This is a genomic window from Modestobacter sp. Leaf380 (genome assembly GCF_001424485.1).
Taxonomy (GTDB): domain Bacteria; phylum Actinomycetota; class Actinomycetes; order Mycobacteriales; family Geodermatophilaceae; genus Klenkia.
In genome coordinates, this window is sequence record NZ_LMQC01000019.1 from 243,307 (window position 1) to 256,692 (window position 13,386).

The following is a 13,386-nucleotide window of genomic DNA, read 5'->3' on the forward strand; positions in this document are numbered from 1 at the left end:
CGGCTCAGTCGGCCCGCCGGGCCGCCCGCCGGTCGGCGAGCAGACCACGCAGCTCGTGGCGACGCCGGGACGTGCGGGCGTGGTCGGCGGCCGACCGCCGGGCGTGTGGCTCGGCCTCGTCCAGCAGCTGCCGGGCCGCCAGCAGGGACGGCGAGGGCTGACCCACCGCCGCCGCGCGCGTCACGGTCACCAGCCGGTCCTCGGCCCCGTCGGTCAGGGGGTCGGGCACGGGCGGCTGGGCCACACCGGTCTCCGGGAGGGGGGTGGACGCGAGGGTGGTGCTCATGGGGACCGGCCTGACCGCAGCGGTCCGGCGCGGCCGAGGGCCGCACCACAGAAGACCGGAGACGCCTCCGAACGTACGCGCCCCGTGGTCAGGAGCGGACGAGCCGGTCCGCACCCGGGAGCCCGGAGACGGCTGCGTCCAGCGCCCCGGGGACCGCGGAGTACCAGGCCCACACCCCCCGCTTCTCCCGGTCCAGGAGACCGGCGTCCACCAGCACCTTGAGGTGGTGGGACACGGTCGGCTGGGACAGCCCCAGGGGCTCGGTCAGGTCGCAGACGCACGCGGCGGCGGTCGGGCTGTCGGCGATCAGCGACAGCAGCCGCAGCCGGGCGGGGTCGGCGAGGGCCTTGAGGACGTGGGCCAGCTCGGTGGCGGCCTGGGCCGTCATGCCCCCGGTCAGCGGCCCGGCCGAGCAGCCGGCGTCGGGCAGGACGGCGAGCCCGGGGTGTGCCGACGGGGTCCTCCGGCTGCTGTCCACCGGCCCATCGTGGCGCAGTGATTGACGTCTGTCGATGCCTGCTGCACAGTGGCGACCGCATCGACGTGTGTCGATCCCCTGTCGTGCCCCCGTCGTGTGGAGGACCCGCAGCATGAGCGACCCCGTCGCCGAGACCGCCCGCCCGGGCACGGACCTGGACACCCCGGTGCTGGCCAGGCTGTCGACCCTGGACCGTTTCCTGCCGGTGTGGATCGTCGCCGCGATGGCCGTGGGCCTGCTGCTGGGGCGTTTCGTCCCGGGCCTGGCCACGGCCCTGGAGGCGGTGACGGTCGGCGACGTCAGCCTGCCGATCGCCGTCGGCCTGCTGCTGATGATGTACCCGGTGCTCGCCAAGGTCCGCTACGACCAGCTGGACCGGGTCACCGGCGACCGGAAGCTGCTGCTCGCCTCCCTGGGGCTGAACTGGGTCCTCGGCCCGGCGCTGATGTTCGCCCTGGCCTGGCTCATGCTCCCCGACCTGCCCGAGTACCGGACCGGGCTGGTCATCGTCGGGCTGGCCCGCTGCATCGCGATGGTGCTGATCTGGAACGACCTGTCCTGCGGGGACCGGGAGGCCGCCGCCGTCCTGGTCGCGATCAACTCGGTGTTCCAGATCGTGGCCTTCGCCGCCCTGGGCTGGTTCTACCTGCAGCTGCTGCCCGGCTGGCTGGGCCTGTCCACGACGTCGGCGGAGTTCAGCGTCTGGGCCATCGTGGTCTCGGTGCTGGTGTTCCTGGGCATCCCGCTGGTGGCCGGGTTCCTGACCCGCACCATCGGGGAGCGCACGAAGGGCCGGGACTGGTACGAGAGCCGGTTCCTCCCGACGATCGGGCCGGTCGCGCTCTACGGGCTGCTGTTCACGATCGTGATGCTCTTCGCCCTGCAGGGCGAGGCCATCACCTCCAAGCCCTGGGACGTCGTCCGGATCGCGCTGCCGCTGCTGGCCTACTTCGCGCTGGTGTTCGGCGGGGCGTTCCTGCTCGGCATGCGGCTGCGGCTGGGCTACGCCAAGACCGCGACCCTGGCGTTCACCGCCGCGGGCAACAACTTCGAGCTCGCCATCGCCGTGGCCATCGGCACCTTCGGCGTCACCTCCGGCCAGGCCCTGGCCGGGGTCGTCGGCCCGCTCATCGAGGTACCGGTGCTGGTGGCCCTGGTCTACGTGTCGCTGTGGGCGGCGCGCAGGTGGTTCCCCGGCGACCCCACGGTCCCGGCGCCCACCCCCACCCGTCGAGAGGCCCGGTCGTGACCCCCAGCGTGCTCTTCGTCTGTGTCCACAACGCCGGTCGATCCCAGATGGCCGCCGGGTGGCTGACCCACCTGGCCGGGGACCGGGTCGAGGTCCGCTCCGCCGGCTCGCTGCCCGGCGACCGGGTCAACCCGGCCGCGGTCGCCGCGATGGCCGAGGTCGGCATCGACATCTCCGCCGCCACCCCGAAGGTCCTCACCACCGAGGCGGTGCAGGCCTCCGACGTCGTCATCACCATGGGCTGCGGCGACGCCTGCCCGGTCTTCCCCGGCAAGCGGTACCTGGACTGGGCCCTCGAGGACCCGGCCGGGCAGGGCGTCGAGGCCGTGCGACCGATCCGCGACGACATCGAGGGCCGGATCCGCGGCCTGCTCACCGAGCTCGGCGTCGCACCGGCCTGAGGCCGTCCGCGCTCAGCGCAGGGTGGTGTCGTGCCCCAGCTGCTCGGCGAGCGAGGCGATCTCGGCGGCGTCGTCGGCACGGACGACGACCAGCGGGTAGGCGTCGGAGTCCTCGTCCAGGTACACCAGGCACAGCCCGGCCGGGGCCAGTGCGGCGTCGGCGGCCCGGACGGCGGTGGGGACGTCGCCGTCGGTGTCGGTGACCGGCCCCAGGTCGACGCCGGCCGCGCGGACCCGCGGGATGCCGGCGAGGGCGTCGGCCAGCTCGGAGCCCTGGTCGGCCCGGTCCAGGTAGGCCAGCGCCCCGGCGTCGTCCAGGCCGTCGACGAGGGTCACCCAGGGGTCGATGGCAGCGGGGTCCTCGATGCCGCGGTCGGCCAGCGCCTCGGCGTGCTCGGCGAACGAGGACGCCGGGTCCAGCAGCGCCTGGCGGACGGCGGGCCACAGCTGCGGGTCCTCGTCGAGCAGGGCGCACAGGCGTTCCCAGAGGGCGAGGGTGGCGCCCTCGGGGGGCACGGGGAGGGGTCCGGACACCTGGACGACGGTAACGGCCCCCACGTTGGCTAATTGTGATAGCTTCTGGCTAACGCACTGAGCCGGTGCGTCCGACACCCGGAGGACCCCGTGACCCAGTTCCTGACCACCGAGGGCGGCACTCTCGCCTACGACCTGACCGGCACCGAGGGCCCGCTGGTGGTGCTGGCCCACGGCATGGGCGACACGCGCCGCGCCTACCGCTCCCTCACCCCCGCCCTGGTCGCCGCCGGGTACCGGGTCGCCGCGGTCGACCTGCGCGGCTGCGGGGAGTCCAGCGTCGAGTGGGACTCCTACTCCCGCACCGCCATCGCCGGGGACCTCGTCGCCCTGGTCGCCCACCTGGGCGGCCCCGCCGTCTTGGTCGGCCACTCCATCGCCGGGGGCGCCGCCACCATCGCCGCGGCCACCGCGCCGGAGCTGGTCAGCGCCGTCGTCGAGCTCACCCCGTTCACCCGCGCGCAGAGCATCGGGCTGGGCGTCCTGCGGGTGCCCCGCGTCCGCCGCGGCATGACCCGCCTGCTGCGCGCCACCCTGCTGGGCAGCATCCCGCAGTGGGTCGCCTACCTGGACGTGGCCCACCCCGGCGCCAAGCCGGCCGGTTGGGAGGCCCGGATCGAGGAGATCCGCCGCTCGCTGGCCGAGCCCGGCCGGATGGCCGCGCTCAAGGCCATGGGGGCGTCCAAGCCCACCGACGCCGGCGCCCAGCTCGCGCACGTCACCTGCCCGGTGCTCGTCGTGCAGGGTTCCGAGGACCCCGACTGGGTCGACCCGCGCGCCGAGGGCGAGGCCATCCTGGCCGACCTGCCCGCCGGTCTGGGCCGGCTCGAGGTCGTCGAGGGGTCCGGGCACTACCCCCACGTCCAGCACCCCGACCGGGTCGCCGCACTGATCGTGGACTTCCTGGCCGACGCGCGTGCCTAGGGCCGGCCTGCACCCCGACGCCGTCGTCGGCGCCGGGGCGGCGCTGGCCGACGAGACCGGGTTCGCCGCCCTCACCATGGGCGCGCTCGCCGAACGCCTCGGGGTCCGGACGCCGTCGCTGTACAAGCACGTCGCCAGCCAGGAGGACCTGCACCGCCGGATCGCCGCACTCGCCCTCACCGAGGCCGGCGACGCCGTCGGCGCCGCCATCCAGGGCCGCTCGGGACGGGACGCGCTGGCCGCGGCCGCGCACGCGCTGCGCGACTTCGTCGTGACCCACCCCGGCCGGTACGCCGCCACCGTCGGCCTGACGCCCACCGGCCCCGACGACCCGGTCGCCGTCGCCGCCGCCCGCGGCCTGGCCCCCTTCGAGGCCGTCCTGCGTGGTTACGACGTCGCCGCGGAGGACCGGGTGCACGCCCTCCGCGCGCTGCGCAGCGTGTTCCACGGCTTCGCCACGCTGGAGGCCGACGGCGGCTTCCAGTTCTCCACCACCGTCGACGACAGCTTCGACTGGCTCGTCGACCTGGTGCACCGGGGCCTGGTCGCGGCGGGCGGCACGGCACAGGTGCCGCAGCACGGGGCCTGAGGGCACCCGGCAACACCGGTGCCGACCCACTCACCAGCGGACGGGCAGGGACTCCAGACCGAAGACGATCGACCGCTGGCGGAACGCCGGCCGGCCGGCGGGATCGGCCAGGGCCAGGCCGGGGAACCGGTCGAGCAGCGCGGGGAGTGCGATCTGCAGCTCGAGCCGGGCCAGCGGCGCCCCCAGGCAGTGGTGGATCCCGTGGCCGAAGGCCAGGTGCTGCAGGACCGGGCGCCCCAGGTCCAGCGTCTCCAGGTCCGCCGCCCAGCGGGGGTCCCGGTCGGCACCGGCCAGCGAGCACAGCACCAGCTCGCCGCCGGCGATCGGCTGGCCGGCCAGCACCGTGTCCGCGCGGGCGAAACGGGGGAAGGCAACCTGCACGACGCTGAGGTGGCGCAGCAGCTCCTCGACGGCCCGCTGCACCGCCTCGGGCCCCTGCCGAAGCCGGTCGGCGGCCGCGGGATCACGGAGCAGCACCAGGCTGGACAGCGCCAGCATGCTCGCCGTCGTCTCGTGCCCGCCGACGAGCAGGCCGTCGACCAGACCGGCGAGCTCGGCGTCGCCGACGGTGTCACCGTGCTCGCGGACCAGGTCCCCCAGCAGGCCGGGCCGCGGCTGCTGGCGCACCCGGGCCACGAGCTCGCCCAGCACCACCAGCGACCGTGCCGCGGAGTCCAGCGGGGCCACCACGGACTGCAGCAGGTCGAAGCGGCCGGCGGCCAGGGCCGCGACGTCGACCCCGTCCTCCGGGGTCAGCCCCAGCAGCTCCCCGATGACCAGGGCCGGCACCGGTTCGGCGAACCCGGCGACCAGGTCGGCACCGGGCCCGGCGGCCTCGAGGGCGTCCAGCCGGGCCTCGACGACCCGCCGGACGGCCGGTGCCAGCGCGGCGACCGATCGCGCGGTGAACGCGGGGGCCAGCATGCGGCGCAGCCGGGTGTGGTCCGGCGGGTCCCGGAACCCGAGGCCACCGGGGTCGGCGAGGCCCAGGTCGCCGTCCTCGTCGGCCGCGGCCAGGTGCGCGAAGTCGTTGCTGAAGGTCGCGGTGTCGGCCAGCACGGCCCGCACGTCGGCGTGCCGGGTGACCAGCCAGACCGGGTTGCCGAAGAGGTCCAGCCGGGTGACGGGCCCGGCCTCCCGGTGCCGGGCCAACCAGGGCAGCGGGTCGACGTCGGTGCGGGTGAGCGGTCCGAAGACGTCGTCGGGCGCGGGTCCGGGCAGTGCGGTCGGACAGCCGGTGGTGGTCAGGGTCGGGCTCCTCGGGGTGTTGCGCGTGGTGCGGTCCGGACGGGTGGGCCGGGGCGTGCTCGGTGACGACCGCCGTGGTGGCGGCCCGGGTCAGGTCCCCTGGGCCGCGTCCACCGCAGCGGTCAGCCCGGCCGCGGTCCGGTCCGTCAGCGGCCGGCCGTCGACGAGGACGGTGGGGGTGCTGCTCACCCCGTCCTGGCTGGACTGCTCGGTGACCCGCTCGGTCCACCCCTCGAAGCGCAGGTCCCGGATGCCCTCCTCGACGGCGGTCCCGGTGGCGCCAGCCTCGGCGGCCAGCTCGACCAGGCGGTCGTCGCTCAGGCCCGCCCCGCCCTCGGCCGGCTGCTCGGCGAACAGCGCGTCGTGCAGTACCGGGAACGCCTCCGGTCCCGCGGCGTCGACGACCACCGCGGCGGCGTTCAGCGACCGGGTCGAGTAGTCGTCGGTCGAGGCGCGGTCCAGGATCGCGATCGGCTGGTAGCGCAGCTCGATGTCGCCGTCGGCGGCCAGCTGGGTCAGCGTGTCGCCCACCGTGGACTCGAACTGCCGGCACGCCGGGCACAGGAAGTCCTCGTAGACCTGCACGACGACCGGGCCGCCCTCGTTCACGACGACCGCACCGTCGGTCACACCGGCGGGCGAGGCCGCGTCCTGCTGGCCGGAGGTGCGGGCGGTCTGCACGACGATGACCACGATCATCGCCACGGCCACGACCACGGCCGCCGTGGTCGCGCCGATGATCCCGCGCCGCTTGCGGGCCGCGGCGTCGGCGGCGGCCCGCTCGGCCGCACGCTTCTGGTCGATGCGCTGGCGGGCAGCGGCGCGCTTGCCGGGGGCGGGCCGGGCGCCGGGCCCGCGGGTGGGGTCAGAGCTGGGAGACACGGACGTGGTCCTCATCGGTCGGGGACGCGGCACCGGGGCCGGCGTCGTCGGGGTCGGTGTCATCGGGGTCGGGGTCATCGGTGCCGTGGTGGATCGGGGGCCCCGCCAGGACGGAGCGCAGGGCGAGACGGGTGCGCGGCCACCGGGCCAGCGCTGCCGCGACGGCGAGGAGCGCCACGTCTCTCAGCACCTCGCTCAGGTACGCGGTCTCACCGGCCTCCACCTGACCGCCGCCGCCGAAGCACCCGCAGTCGATCTGCAGGCCCCGGGCCCAGGCCGAGGAGACCGCGGCGATGAAGACCACCAGGACGACGGCCGACGTCACCGCGGCTGCGCGCACGGCCACCCCGGCGACCAGCGCGAGGCCGACGAGGACCTCCAGGGCCGGCAGCCCGAAGGCCACCGGACCGACGAGGGCCTCGGGGAGCAGCTGGTAGGCGCGGACCGCTCGTTCGGCGGCGGCCGGGTCGGGGAACTTCAGCGCGCCGGCGACCAGCCACACCACGCCCAGTCCGATGCGGGCCGTCGTCCCCAGCCAGGGGGTCGCTCTGCTCAGGTGCACGGTGGAGTGGTCGTCGGCCGGGGCCCAGGAGTTCCCGGCGATCGGTCGTGTGCCCCTCGGGTCGCGCCTCCGGGGTCCTCGGCCCGGATCGGGGCGCCAGCACCCCGGCAGTGCACCCCACCAGCATCAGTGCACTTGACGTAACCGGTGCATGGCATGCACCAATGGTGGCCATGACCTACATCGTGCACGGCGCCACCGGCGCCCAGGGCGCTCCTGTCCTCGCCGCCCTCACCGCCGCCGGACTGTCGGCCACGGCCGCCGTCCGCAACACCGCAGCCGTCCAGAGCCACCCCGCCGTGGCCGTCGACAGCACCTCGGCGGACTCCCTCGTGGCCGCCTACACCGGCGCCGACGGCGTCTTCGTCCACCTGCCCGTCGGCTCCCCCGAGCAGCAGATGGCGGCCGCCCGGGCCATCGGCGAGGCCGCCACCCGGGCCCGCCCCGGACGCGTGGTCTTCTCCACCAGCGGCTTCCCGATCGGCGTCCCCGGCCAGGAGGGCCCCGGTGACGTCCTGCTCGGCCTGCTCGCGGCCGGCGGGGTGTCCCACGCCGTCCTCGCCCCCAAGCTCTTCCTGGAGAACCTGCTCCTGCCCGTGGTCGTCGGGCCCGCCCGCGAGGAGGGCGTCCTGCCCTACCCCCTGCGCGAGGACTACGCGGTCTCCTGGTGCTCCCACCTGGACGTCGCCGATGCCGCCGTCGCCCTGCTGACCGACACCTCGGTGTCCGGGACGATCGGGGTCGGCGCGCTGCCCGCCCTCCTCGGTGCCGACCTCGCCGCCGGCTTCGCCGGCCACCTCGAGCGCGACGTCCGGTTCTCCCCCGTCACCCCGGAGGAGTTCGGCCGGCAGATCATCCCGATGTTCGGTGAGGCGGGTGCACGCCCCGTCATCGACTCCTACGTCTGGCGCGCGACCCAGTCCGGCGAGGTCATCGACACCGCCACCTCGGCGCAGACGGTCCTGGGCCTGACCCCCCGCACCGTCGGGCAGTGGCTGCGCGACCTCGGCCTCTGAGCAGCGGCCGCCGTGGGCACGGGGCCCACGGCGGCACCTCAGTGCGCCGAGCCCAACTCGATGAGCAGCACACCGCTGACGATGACCGCGATCCCGGCGACCATCGTCCGGGTCAGCGGCTCGGCGAAGAGGACCCGGCCGGCCACCGCGGTGAGGGCGACGCCCGAGGCCGCCCAGATGCCGTAGGCCACGCCCAGGCCGATGCCCTCGCGCAGCACGAGCGCGAGCAGCCCGAAGGCCACCACGTAGCCGACGACGACCGGCACGTACCACCGCCGGCTGCCCCGGGACGCCATCCGCAGCGACAGGGTGGCGCTGACCTCGGCCACGATCGCCAGCACCAGGAAGAGGTACCCCATCAGGCGGTCCCACCCGGGGCGCGGGCGGCCTGCTGGCTGCCGATCTCGACGGTCAGCACGCCGACGACGACCAGGCCGATGCCCACACCCGTGAGCGCGGACAGCGGCTCGCCGAAGACCGCGGCCGACAGCAGCGCCGTCGCCACCACACCCGAGGCCCCCCAGATGCCGTAGGCCACCCCGACCGGCATCTGCCGGCGCAGCACACCGACGAAGAACGCGAAGGACACCAGGTACCCGAGCACGACGGCGGCGTACCAGCCCGGGTGGTCCTGGGCGGCCTTCAGCGACAGCGACGCGGTCACCTCGGCGGTGATGGCGCCGACGAGGAACGGCCAGGCGCCCATGCGGTCCCTCCTGGTGGTGGGGTCCTCAGCTGGTCGCCGAGACGACCAGGTTCGAGCCGGCCAGCGCGCTGCCGGTGCCGAGGGCCGCGGTCCAGCCGTCGGTGTCGGTGACGGCGGCCCAGTTGGAGTTCAGCAGCGCCATCAGCGTGGTGTGCACGGTCCGCGCGTCGACCGAGCCGGCCTCGTTGCGGATGTTGATGGCGCCGGTGGCGTCGGAGAGGACCTCGACGGACAGTCCGTGGGTCTCGGCCTCGGCGGCCGAGGCGAGCACGCAGTTGTTGGTCATGTAGCCGACCAGCGTGATGGTGTCGACCTCCCGCTCGCGCAGCCAGTCCACCAGGCCGGTGCCGGCGAACACGGTGCCGAACTGCTTCTCGGAGTGGAACGACCCGGCCGGCACGCGCTGGGCGACCTCGGGGTGCAGCTGCCACTCGGGCGTCGTCGGGTCGAAGACGGGGGCGCCCTCACCGGTCGTGTGCTGCAGCACGGCGACCGGGACGTCGGCGGCGGCCGCGGCGTCCAGGGCGGCGGCGATGCGGGGCAGCGACTCGGCGTGCGGCGGGAACTGCACCTCCAGGGGGCCGGCGAAGTACTGCTGCTGGACGTCGATGACGACGAGGGCGCGGCGGGGCTGGGTCACGGGGTGCCTCCAGGGCTGGGTGGACGGTCGGGACCCACTCTGCGGTCGTGCCACCGATCCGACCACTGGCACGGCGGCAGTCTTACGATGGTTCCGTGCCAACCCCCACCCGGGTCGCCGTCTACGCCTTCGACGGCGTCACCACCTTCCACCTCGCCGTCCCCCAGATGGTGTTCGACGAGGTCCGCCGCCAGGGTCTCGGCGACTGGGAGACCGTGCTGTTCGGCGACCGGCCCGGCAGCATCCGCACCGACGAGGGCCTCACGCTGGGCGAGGTCGCCGGCCCGGAGGCCGCCGCCGGCGCCGACCTGGTCGTCGTCCCCTCGTGGTCCGCCGACGGCCGCCGAGCCCAGCCGGACCTGGTCGACCTGCTGGTCACCGCCCACGCGCGCGGGGCGACCGTCGTGGGGCTGTGCCTGGGCGCACTGGTCGTGGCCGACACCGGCCTGCTGGCCGGGCGCAGCGCCGTCACCCACTGGCAGGCCTTCGACGCGATGGCCCGCCGGCACCCCGACGTCGCCCTGGACACCTCGGTCCTCTACATCGACCACGGCGACGTCCTCACCTCGGCGGGCACCGCCTCGGGCATCGACGCCTGCCTGCACCTGGTGCGCACCCGGCTCGGTGCCACCGCCGCCAACCAGGTCGCCCGCAGCCTGGTGGTCGCCCCGCACCGGCTCGGCGGGCAGGCGCAGTACATCGAGCGGCCGCTGCCGGCCTCCACCGAGCGCGACCCGATCGCCGACGTGCAGGAGTGGGCGCTGACCCGGCTCGAGGGGTCCCTCACGGTGGCCGAGCTGGCCGCGGCCGCGCACATGAGCCGGCGCACCTTCATCCGGGCCTTCCAGGCCTCGACGGGCACCACCCCGGCGGTGTGGGTCCGCTCCCGCCGGCTGGACCTGGCCCGGCGCCTGCTGGAGAGCACCGACCGCCCGGTCGACCAGGTCGCCACGGCGTGCGGCTTCGGCAACCCGGTGACCCTGCGGCAGGCCTTCGCCGCGGCCTTCCGCACCTCGCCCTCGGAGTACCGGCGGCAGTTCAGCACCCGGGCCGGGACCGGAGCGGCCTGAGCAGGCACGGTCGGGCGTCGAGCGGTCAGGCGTCGGGCGGGCCGACCAGCCGGCGGGCCGTCCGCACGCCGGGGTGCAGGGCCTGCAGGTCCCGCTCGAGGGCGTCTGCGGCCGCGGTCAGCCCCTCGACCCCCAGCGGTCCCAGCCCGTCCAGGACGAAGACGGCGCGGGTGGTCGCGTGCGTGATGCGGGTGCGGGTGCCCTGGCGCCAGTTCCACCGCCGGCAGGTCACGCCGGCGTCGTCGCGCCAGACCACCTCGCCGGGCTCCGGGTGCTCGACCACGGCCTCGCCGCCGGCCGTCGTGTCGAAGACCTCGGTCCCGTCGGCGCGGACCAGCGCGGCCGGGCCCTCGTAGTGGTCCAGGTCCTCCCCACCGATCGGCAGCAGGTGGGCGATGGACACCGCGTTGTAGGCGTCGGTGACCCGGTCGACCCGGGGCAGACCCGGGTCCAGCCGCCGCAGCAGGGCCTCCACGCTGGGTCGGGTGCGCTGCGGTTTGGCACCGAACGCGCGGTAGGCCTCCCGCCAGGCGGCCGGGTGCGGCAGCGCCTCGGGCGCCCCCTCCCCGACCAGCGCCCGGGCGCGGGCCTCCGCGGCGCCCAGCAGCCGCTCGCTGTCCTCGTCCGGGGGACCGCCTCGCAGTCCCTCCGCGACCAGCAGCAGGGCGCGGTAGTCCGGGCGCAGCGCGAGCACCGCGTCGTCCACCGAGGCCGCCGCCAACCAGTCCGCGGCCGCGGTCACGACGCCACCCCCGCACCGACGCCGGGCTGGAAGACCGTCAGGGTGAACCGGCAGCCGTCCCCGTCGGCGGGCGCGGCGTACCCGTGCGCGACGTCGCCCGGGAAGGCCGCGGAGTCGCCCACGGCCAGCCGCTCGACCCGCTCGCCGACGTGCAGGTCGACCGCCCCGTCGCGGACCAGCAGCAGCTCCTGGGTGCCGGCGCTGTGCGCCTCGCTGCGGTGCTCCTCCCCCGGCTGCATCGACCAGTCCCACAACTCGACGACGTCCGGCGGGTGCGTGCCGGCGACCAGCACCGCACGGCCGCCGCGGGCCCCGCGCCACAGCACGGGGGCGTCGCCGTCCCGGGTGACGGTGGTCGTGCGGGCCTGGTCGACGTCGACCAGGACGGGCAGGCCGACGCCGAGTGCGTCGCTGAGCCGCAGCAGGGTGGCGATGCTCGGGTTGCCCTCGCCGTGCTCGATGGTGATCACCATCCGACGGCTGACGCCCGACCGCTCCGCGAGCTCGTCGAGGGTCCAGCCGCGGGCGGTGCGGTGCCGCCGCACCCGGTCCCCGATGAGCTCGTTGACCACCAGGGTGTCCTTCACGCCGACGCCGCCTTACGCTGCCTCATGTGGTGCAACATAATGCACTCACCGGACGGACGTCGAGGAGATCGCGGATGGACACCGAGCAGCCCCACAGCCTCCGGGTCGAGACCCGGCTCGTCGGCCTGGGACGTGGACAGCACCGGGCCGGCCAGCCGCTCAACGTGCCGGTCGTGCTCGCCTCCACCTTCCGCGCCCCCGGCTCCAGCGAGGTCGGCCGCGAGTACGCCCGGGACGACGGCACCCCCGGCTGGGAGGCGCTGGAGGAGCTGGTGGACGACCTCGAGGGCGGCCCGGCGGTCGCCTTCTCCTCGGGCATGGCCGCCATTGCCGCCGTGCTGGAGCTGCTCCCGGTCGGCGCCCGCGTCGTCGTCCCCCAGGACAGCTACACCGGACTGCGGGGACTGCTCGCCGACGGCGCCGCGGCGGGAGGGCGCTGGGACGTCGTCGAGGTCGACGCCACCGACACCGACGCCCTGCTGGCCGCCGTGGCCGAGGCGGACCTGGTGTGGGTGGAGAGCCCCAGCAACCCCCTGCTGCACCTGGTCGACATCGAGGCCGTCACCCGTGCGGCACACGCGGCCGGCGCCCGGGTGGCCGTGGACAACACCTTCGCCACCCCGCTGCTGCAGAACCCGCTGCAGCTGGGCGCCGACGTCGTGGTGCACAGCGCCACCAAGGCCATCGGCGGCCATTCGGACCTGCTGCTGGGCCTGGTCGCCGTACGCGACCCCGCCGACCGCGAGCGGCTCACCCGCCGCCGGGAGGTCGGTGGCGCCACCCCGGGATCGCTGGAGTGCTACCTGGCCCTGCGCGGCGCCCGCACCCTGGCCCTGCGGGTGGAGCGCGCCCAGGCCTCCGCCGGCGAGCTCGCCCGGCGCCTGGCCGCCCACCCGGCCGGCCTCCCGGTGGGCTACCCGGGCCTGCCGGACCACCCTCAGCACGCCCTGGCCGTCCGGCAGATGCGCGGGCCGGGGATCGTGCTGACCCTCGAACTGCCCGACGCCCGGCTCGCCGATGCCTTCTGCGAGCGCGTCACGGTGGTCGCCCACGCCACCAGCCTCGGCGGTGTGGAGTCGACCCTGGAACGGCGCGCCAAGCTCCCCGGCCAGGAGCACGTGCCCGCTGGACTGGTCCGGATCAGCGTCGGGTGCGAGCACGTCGAGGACCTGTGGGCCGACCTGTCCGGGGCGCTGGACGCCGTCCTCGGGGAGCAGACCCCCCGCCACTGACCCGCCGCCGAACCGCCCCAGCACCCCCAGGACAGCCCCGGACCGACGCCGTCGGCCCGGGGCTGTCTTCGCTGCGGGCACCGTCGGTGACGGCGTCACCCGGCCACTCCCTCTGTCGCGGTCATCTCCGGGAAACGCTTTCGGTGTTGCACAGGTCACTGCTAGGTTCCGCTGACCTGCACTTACTCGTGCACGTGCCCCGCCTCATCAACGACGAAGAGAGCTCCGTGAAACTCTTTC

18 protein-coding genes are annotated in these 13,386 nt (G+C 75.3%); 7 read left to right on the top strand and 11 right to left on the bottom strand.

What is annotated here, in order from left to right:
- Nucleotides 1–4: 4 nt before the first annotated feature.
- A complete protein-coding gene (locus ASG41_RS13630) occupies nt 5–286 on the bottom strand; it encodes a hypothetical protein (RefSeq protein ID WP_056295632.1) in 282 nt (93 codons plus the stop codon).
- An 88-nt stretch (nt 287–374) separates the two neighbouring features.
- Entirely contained in the window at nt 375–764 is a 390-nt protein-coding gene (locus tag ASG41_RS13635; protein WP_369800041.1) for an ArsR/SmtB family transcription factor, read from the bottom strand.
- 112 nt (nt 765–876) lie between these two features.
- On the opposite strand from ASG41_RS13635, the gene arsB reads away from it, so the two are divergent.
- Together arsB and ASG41_RS13645 are read left to right on the top strand one after the other, a co-directional pair.
- Entirely contained in the window at nt 877–2,013 is a 1,137-nt protein-coding gene (arsB, locus tag ASG41_RS13640) for an ACR3 family arsenite efflux transporter (RefSeq protein ID WP_056295635.1), read from the top strand.
- Complete coding sequence (locus ASG41_RS13645; RefSeq protein ID WP_082556918.1) at nt 2,010–2,414, top strand: arsenate reductase ArsC; 405 nt, start codon at nt 2,010–2,012, stop codon at nt 2,412–2,414. Before arsB ends, ASG41_RS13645 begins: the two co-directional genes overlap by 4 nt.
- A 12-nt stretch (nt 2,415–2,426) precedes the next feature.
- Here the strand turns inward: ASG41_RS13645 and ASG41_RS13650 are convergent, their stop codons facing one another.
- The gene (locus ASG41_RS13650; protein ID WP_157519417.1) at nt 2,427–2,948 is read right to left on the bottom strand and encodes a DUF6630 family protein; all 522 of its coding nucleotides are present in this window, start codon (nt 2,946–2,948) and stop codon (nt 2,427–2,429) included.
- A 90-nt stretch (nt 2,949–3,038) separates the two neighbouring features.
- On the opposite strand from ASG41_RS13650, the gene ASG41_RS13655 reads away from it, so the two are divergent.
- Nucleotides 3,039–3,872, top strand: a complete 834-nt coding sequence (locus ASG41_RS13655; RefSeq protein ID WP_056295640.1) for an alpha/beta fold hydrolase — start codon at nt 3,039–3,041, stop codon at nt 3,870–3,872.
- Complete coding sequence (locus tag ASG41_RS13660) at nt 3,865–4,461, top strand: TetR/AcrR family transcriptional regulator (RefSeq protein WP_082556919.1); 597 nt, start codon at nt 3,865–3,867, stop codon at nt 4,459–4,461. Before ASG41_RS13655 ends, ASG41_RS13660 begins: the two co-directional genes overlap by 8 nt.
- A gap of 30 nt (nt 4,462–4,491) precedes the next feature.
- Here ASG41_RS13660 and ASG41_RS13665 read toward each other — a convergent pair whose 3' ends face one another.
- The 3 genes from ASG41_RS13665 to ASG41_RS13675 all read right to left on the bottom strand — a co-directional run bounded on the left by ASG41_RS13665 (nt 4,492) and on the right by ASG41_RS13675 (nt 7,153).
- Entirely contained in the window at nt 4,492–5,613 is a 1,122-nt protein-coding gene (locus ASG41_RS13665; RefSeq protein WP_235564789.1) for a cytochrome P450, read from the bottom strand.
- 186 nt (nt 5,614–5,799) lie between these two features.
- Complete coding sequence (locus tag ASG41_RS13670) at nt 5,800–6,591, bottom strand: thioredoxin domain-containing protein (protein ID WP_056295647.1); 792 nt, start codon at nt 6,589–6,591, stop codon at nt 5,800–5,802.
- The gene (locus tag ASG41_RS13675) at nt 6,575–7,153 is read right to left on the bottom strand and encodes a MauE/DoxX family redox-associated membrane protein (RefSeq protein WP_235564790.1); all 579 of its coding nucleotides are present in this window, start codon (nt 7,151–7,153) and stop codon (nt 6,575–6,577) included. Before ASG41_RS13675 ends, ASG41_RS13670 begins: the two co-directional genes overlap by 17 nt.
- 173 nt (nt 7,154–7,326) lie before the next feature.
- Here ASG41_RS13675 and ASG41_RS13680 point away from each other — a divergent pair, with 173 nt between their 5' ends.
- Entirely contained in the window at nt 7,327–8,169 is an 843-nt protein-coding gene (locus ASG41_RS13680; RefSeq protein WP_056296607.1) for an SDR family oxidoreductase, read from the top strand.
- Nucleotides 8,170–8,207: 38 nt separating this feature from the next.
- On the opposite strand, the gene ASG41_RS13685 is transcribed toward ASG41_RS13680, so the two are convergent.
- The 3 genes from ASG41_RS13685 to ASG41_RS13695 are packed head-to-tail and all read right to left on the bottom strand — an operon-like array spanning nt 8,208 to nt 9,515.
- A complete protein-coding gene (locus ASG41_RS13685; RefSeq protein ID WP_056295650.1) occupies nt 8,208–8,528 on the bottom strand; it encodes a multidrug efflux SMR transporter in 321 nt (106 codons plus the stop codon).
- Entirely contained in the window at nt 8,528–8,875 is a 348-nt protein-coding gene (locus tag ASG41_RS13690) for a multidrug efflux SMR transporter (RefSeq protein ID WP_056295652.1), read from the bottom strand. Before ASG41_RS13690 ends, ASG41_RS13685 begins: the two co-directional genes overlap by 1 nt.
- 25 nt (nt 8,876–8,900) lie before the next feature.
- Nucleotides 8,901–9,515 carry an isochorismatase family protein gene (locus ASG41_RS13695; protein WP_056295655.1) on the bottom strand — a complete coding sequence of 205 codons (615 nt, stop codon included), beginning with the start codon at nt 9,513–9,515 and terminating at the stop codon, nt 8,901–8,903.
- Between the two features lie 95 nt (nt 9,516–9,610).
- Here ASG41_RS13695 and ASG41_RS13700 point away from each other — a divergent pair, with 95 nt between their 5' ends.
- Complete coding sequence (locus ASG41_RS13700) at nt 9,611–10,585, top strand: GlxA family transcriptional regulator (protein ID WP_200938884.1); 975 nt, start codon at nt 9,611–9,613, stop codon at nt 10,583–10,585.
- A gap of 25 nt (nt 10,586–10,610) precedes the next feature.
- Here the strand turns inward: ASG41_RS13700 and ASG41_RS13705 are convergent, their stop codons facing one another.
- Both ASG41_RS13705 and ASG41_RS13710 read right to left on the bottom strand, forming a co-directional pair.
- On the bottom strand, nt 10,611–11,327 hold the full coding sequence (locus tag ASG41_RS13705) for a B3/4 domain-containing protein (RefSeq protein WP_056295657.1): 717 nt from the start codon (nt 11,325–11,327) through the stop codon (nt 10,611–10,613).
- Complete coding sequence (locus ASG41_RS13710; protein WP_056295660.1) at nt 11,324–11,914, bottom strand: helix-turn-helix domain-containing protein; 591 nt, start codon at nt 11,912–11,914, stop codon at nt 11,324–11,326. The genes ASG41_RS13705 and ASG41_RS13710 overlap by 4 nt, the downstream gene beginning before the upstream one ends.
- A gap of 74 nt (nt 11,915–11,988) precedes the next feature.
- Here ASG41_RS13710 and ASG41_RS13715 point away from each other — a divergent pair, with 74 nt between their 5' ends.
- The gene (locus ASG41_RS13715; RefSeq protein ID WP_056295665.1) at nt 11,989–13,146 is read left to right on the top strand and encodes a PLP-dependent aspartate aminotransferase family protein; all 1,158 of its coding nucleotides are present in this window, start codon (nt 11,989–11,991) and stop codon (nt 13,144–13,146) included.
- Nucleotides 13,147–13,386: the final 240 nt, after the last annotated feature.

Bases quoted from the DNA above. Each gene is read 5' to 3' on its own strand.
- arsB (WP_056295635.1), top strand. From the start codon at position 877: ATGAGCGACCCCGTCGCCGAGACCGCCCGCCCGGGCACGGACCTGGAC.
- ASG41_RS13690 (WP_056295652.1), bottom strand. From the start codon at position 8,875: ATGGGCGCCTGGCCGTTCCTCGTCGGCGCCATCACCGCCGAGGTGACC.
- ASG41_RS13685 (WP_056295650.1), bottom strand. From the start codon at position 8,528: ATGGGGTACCTCTTCCTGGTGCTGGCGATCGTGGCCGAGGTCAGCGCC.
- ASG41_RS13630 (WP_056295632.1), bottom strand. From the start codon at position 286: ATGAGCACCACCCTCGCGTCCACCCCCCTCCCGGAGACCGGTGTGGCC.
- ASG41_RS13715 (WP_056295665.1), top strand. From the start codon at position 11,989: ATGGACACCGAGCAGCCCCACAGCCTCCGGGTCGAGACCCGGCTCGTC.
- ASG41_RS13680 (WP_056296607.1), top strand. From the start codon at position 7,327: ATGACCTACATCGTGCACGGCGCCACCGGCGCCCAGGGCGCTCCTGTC.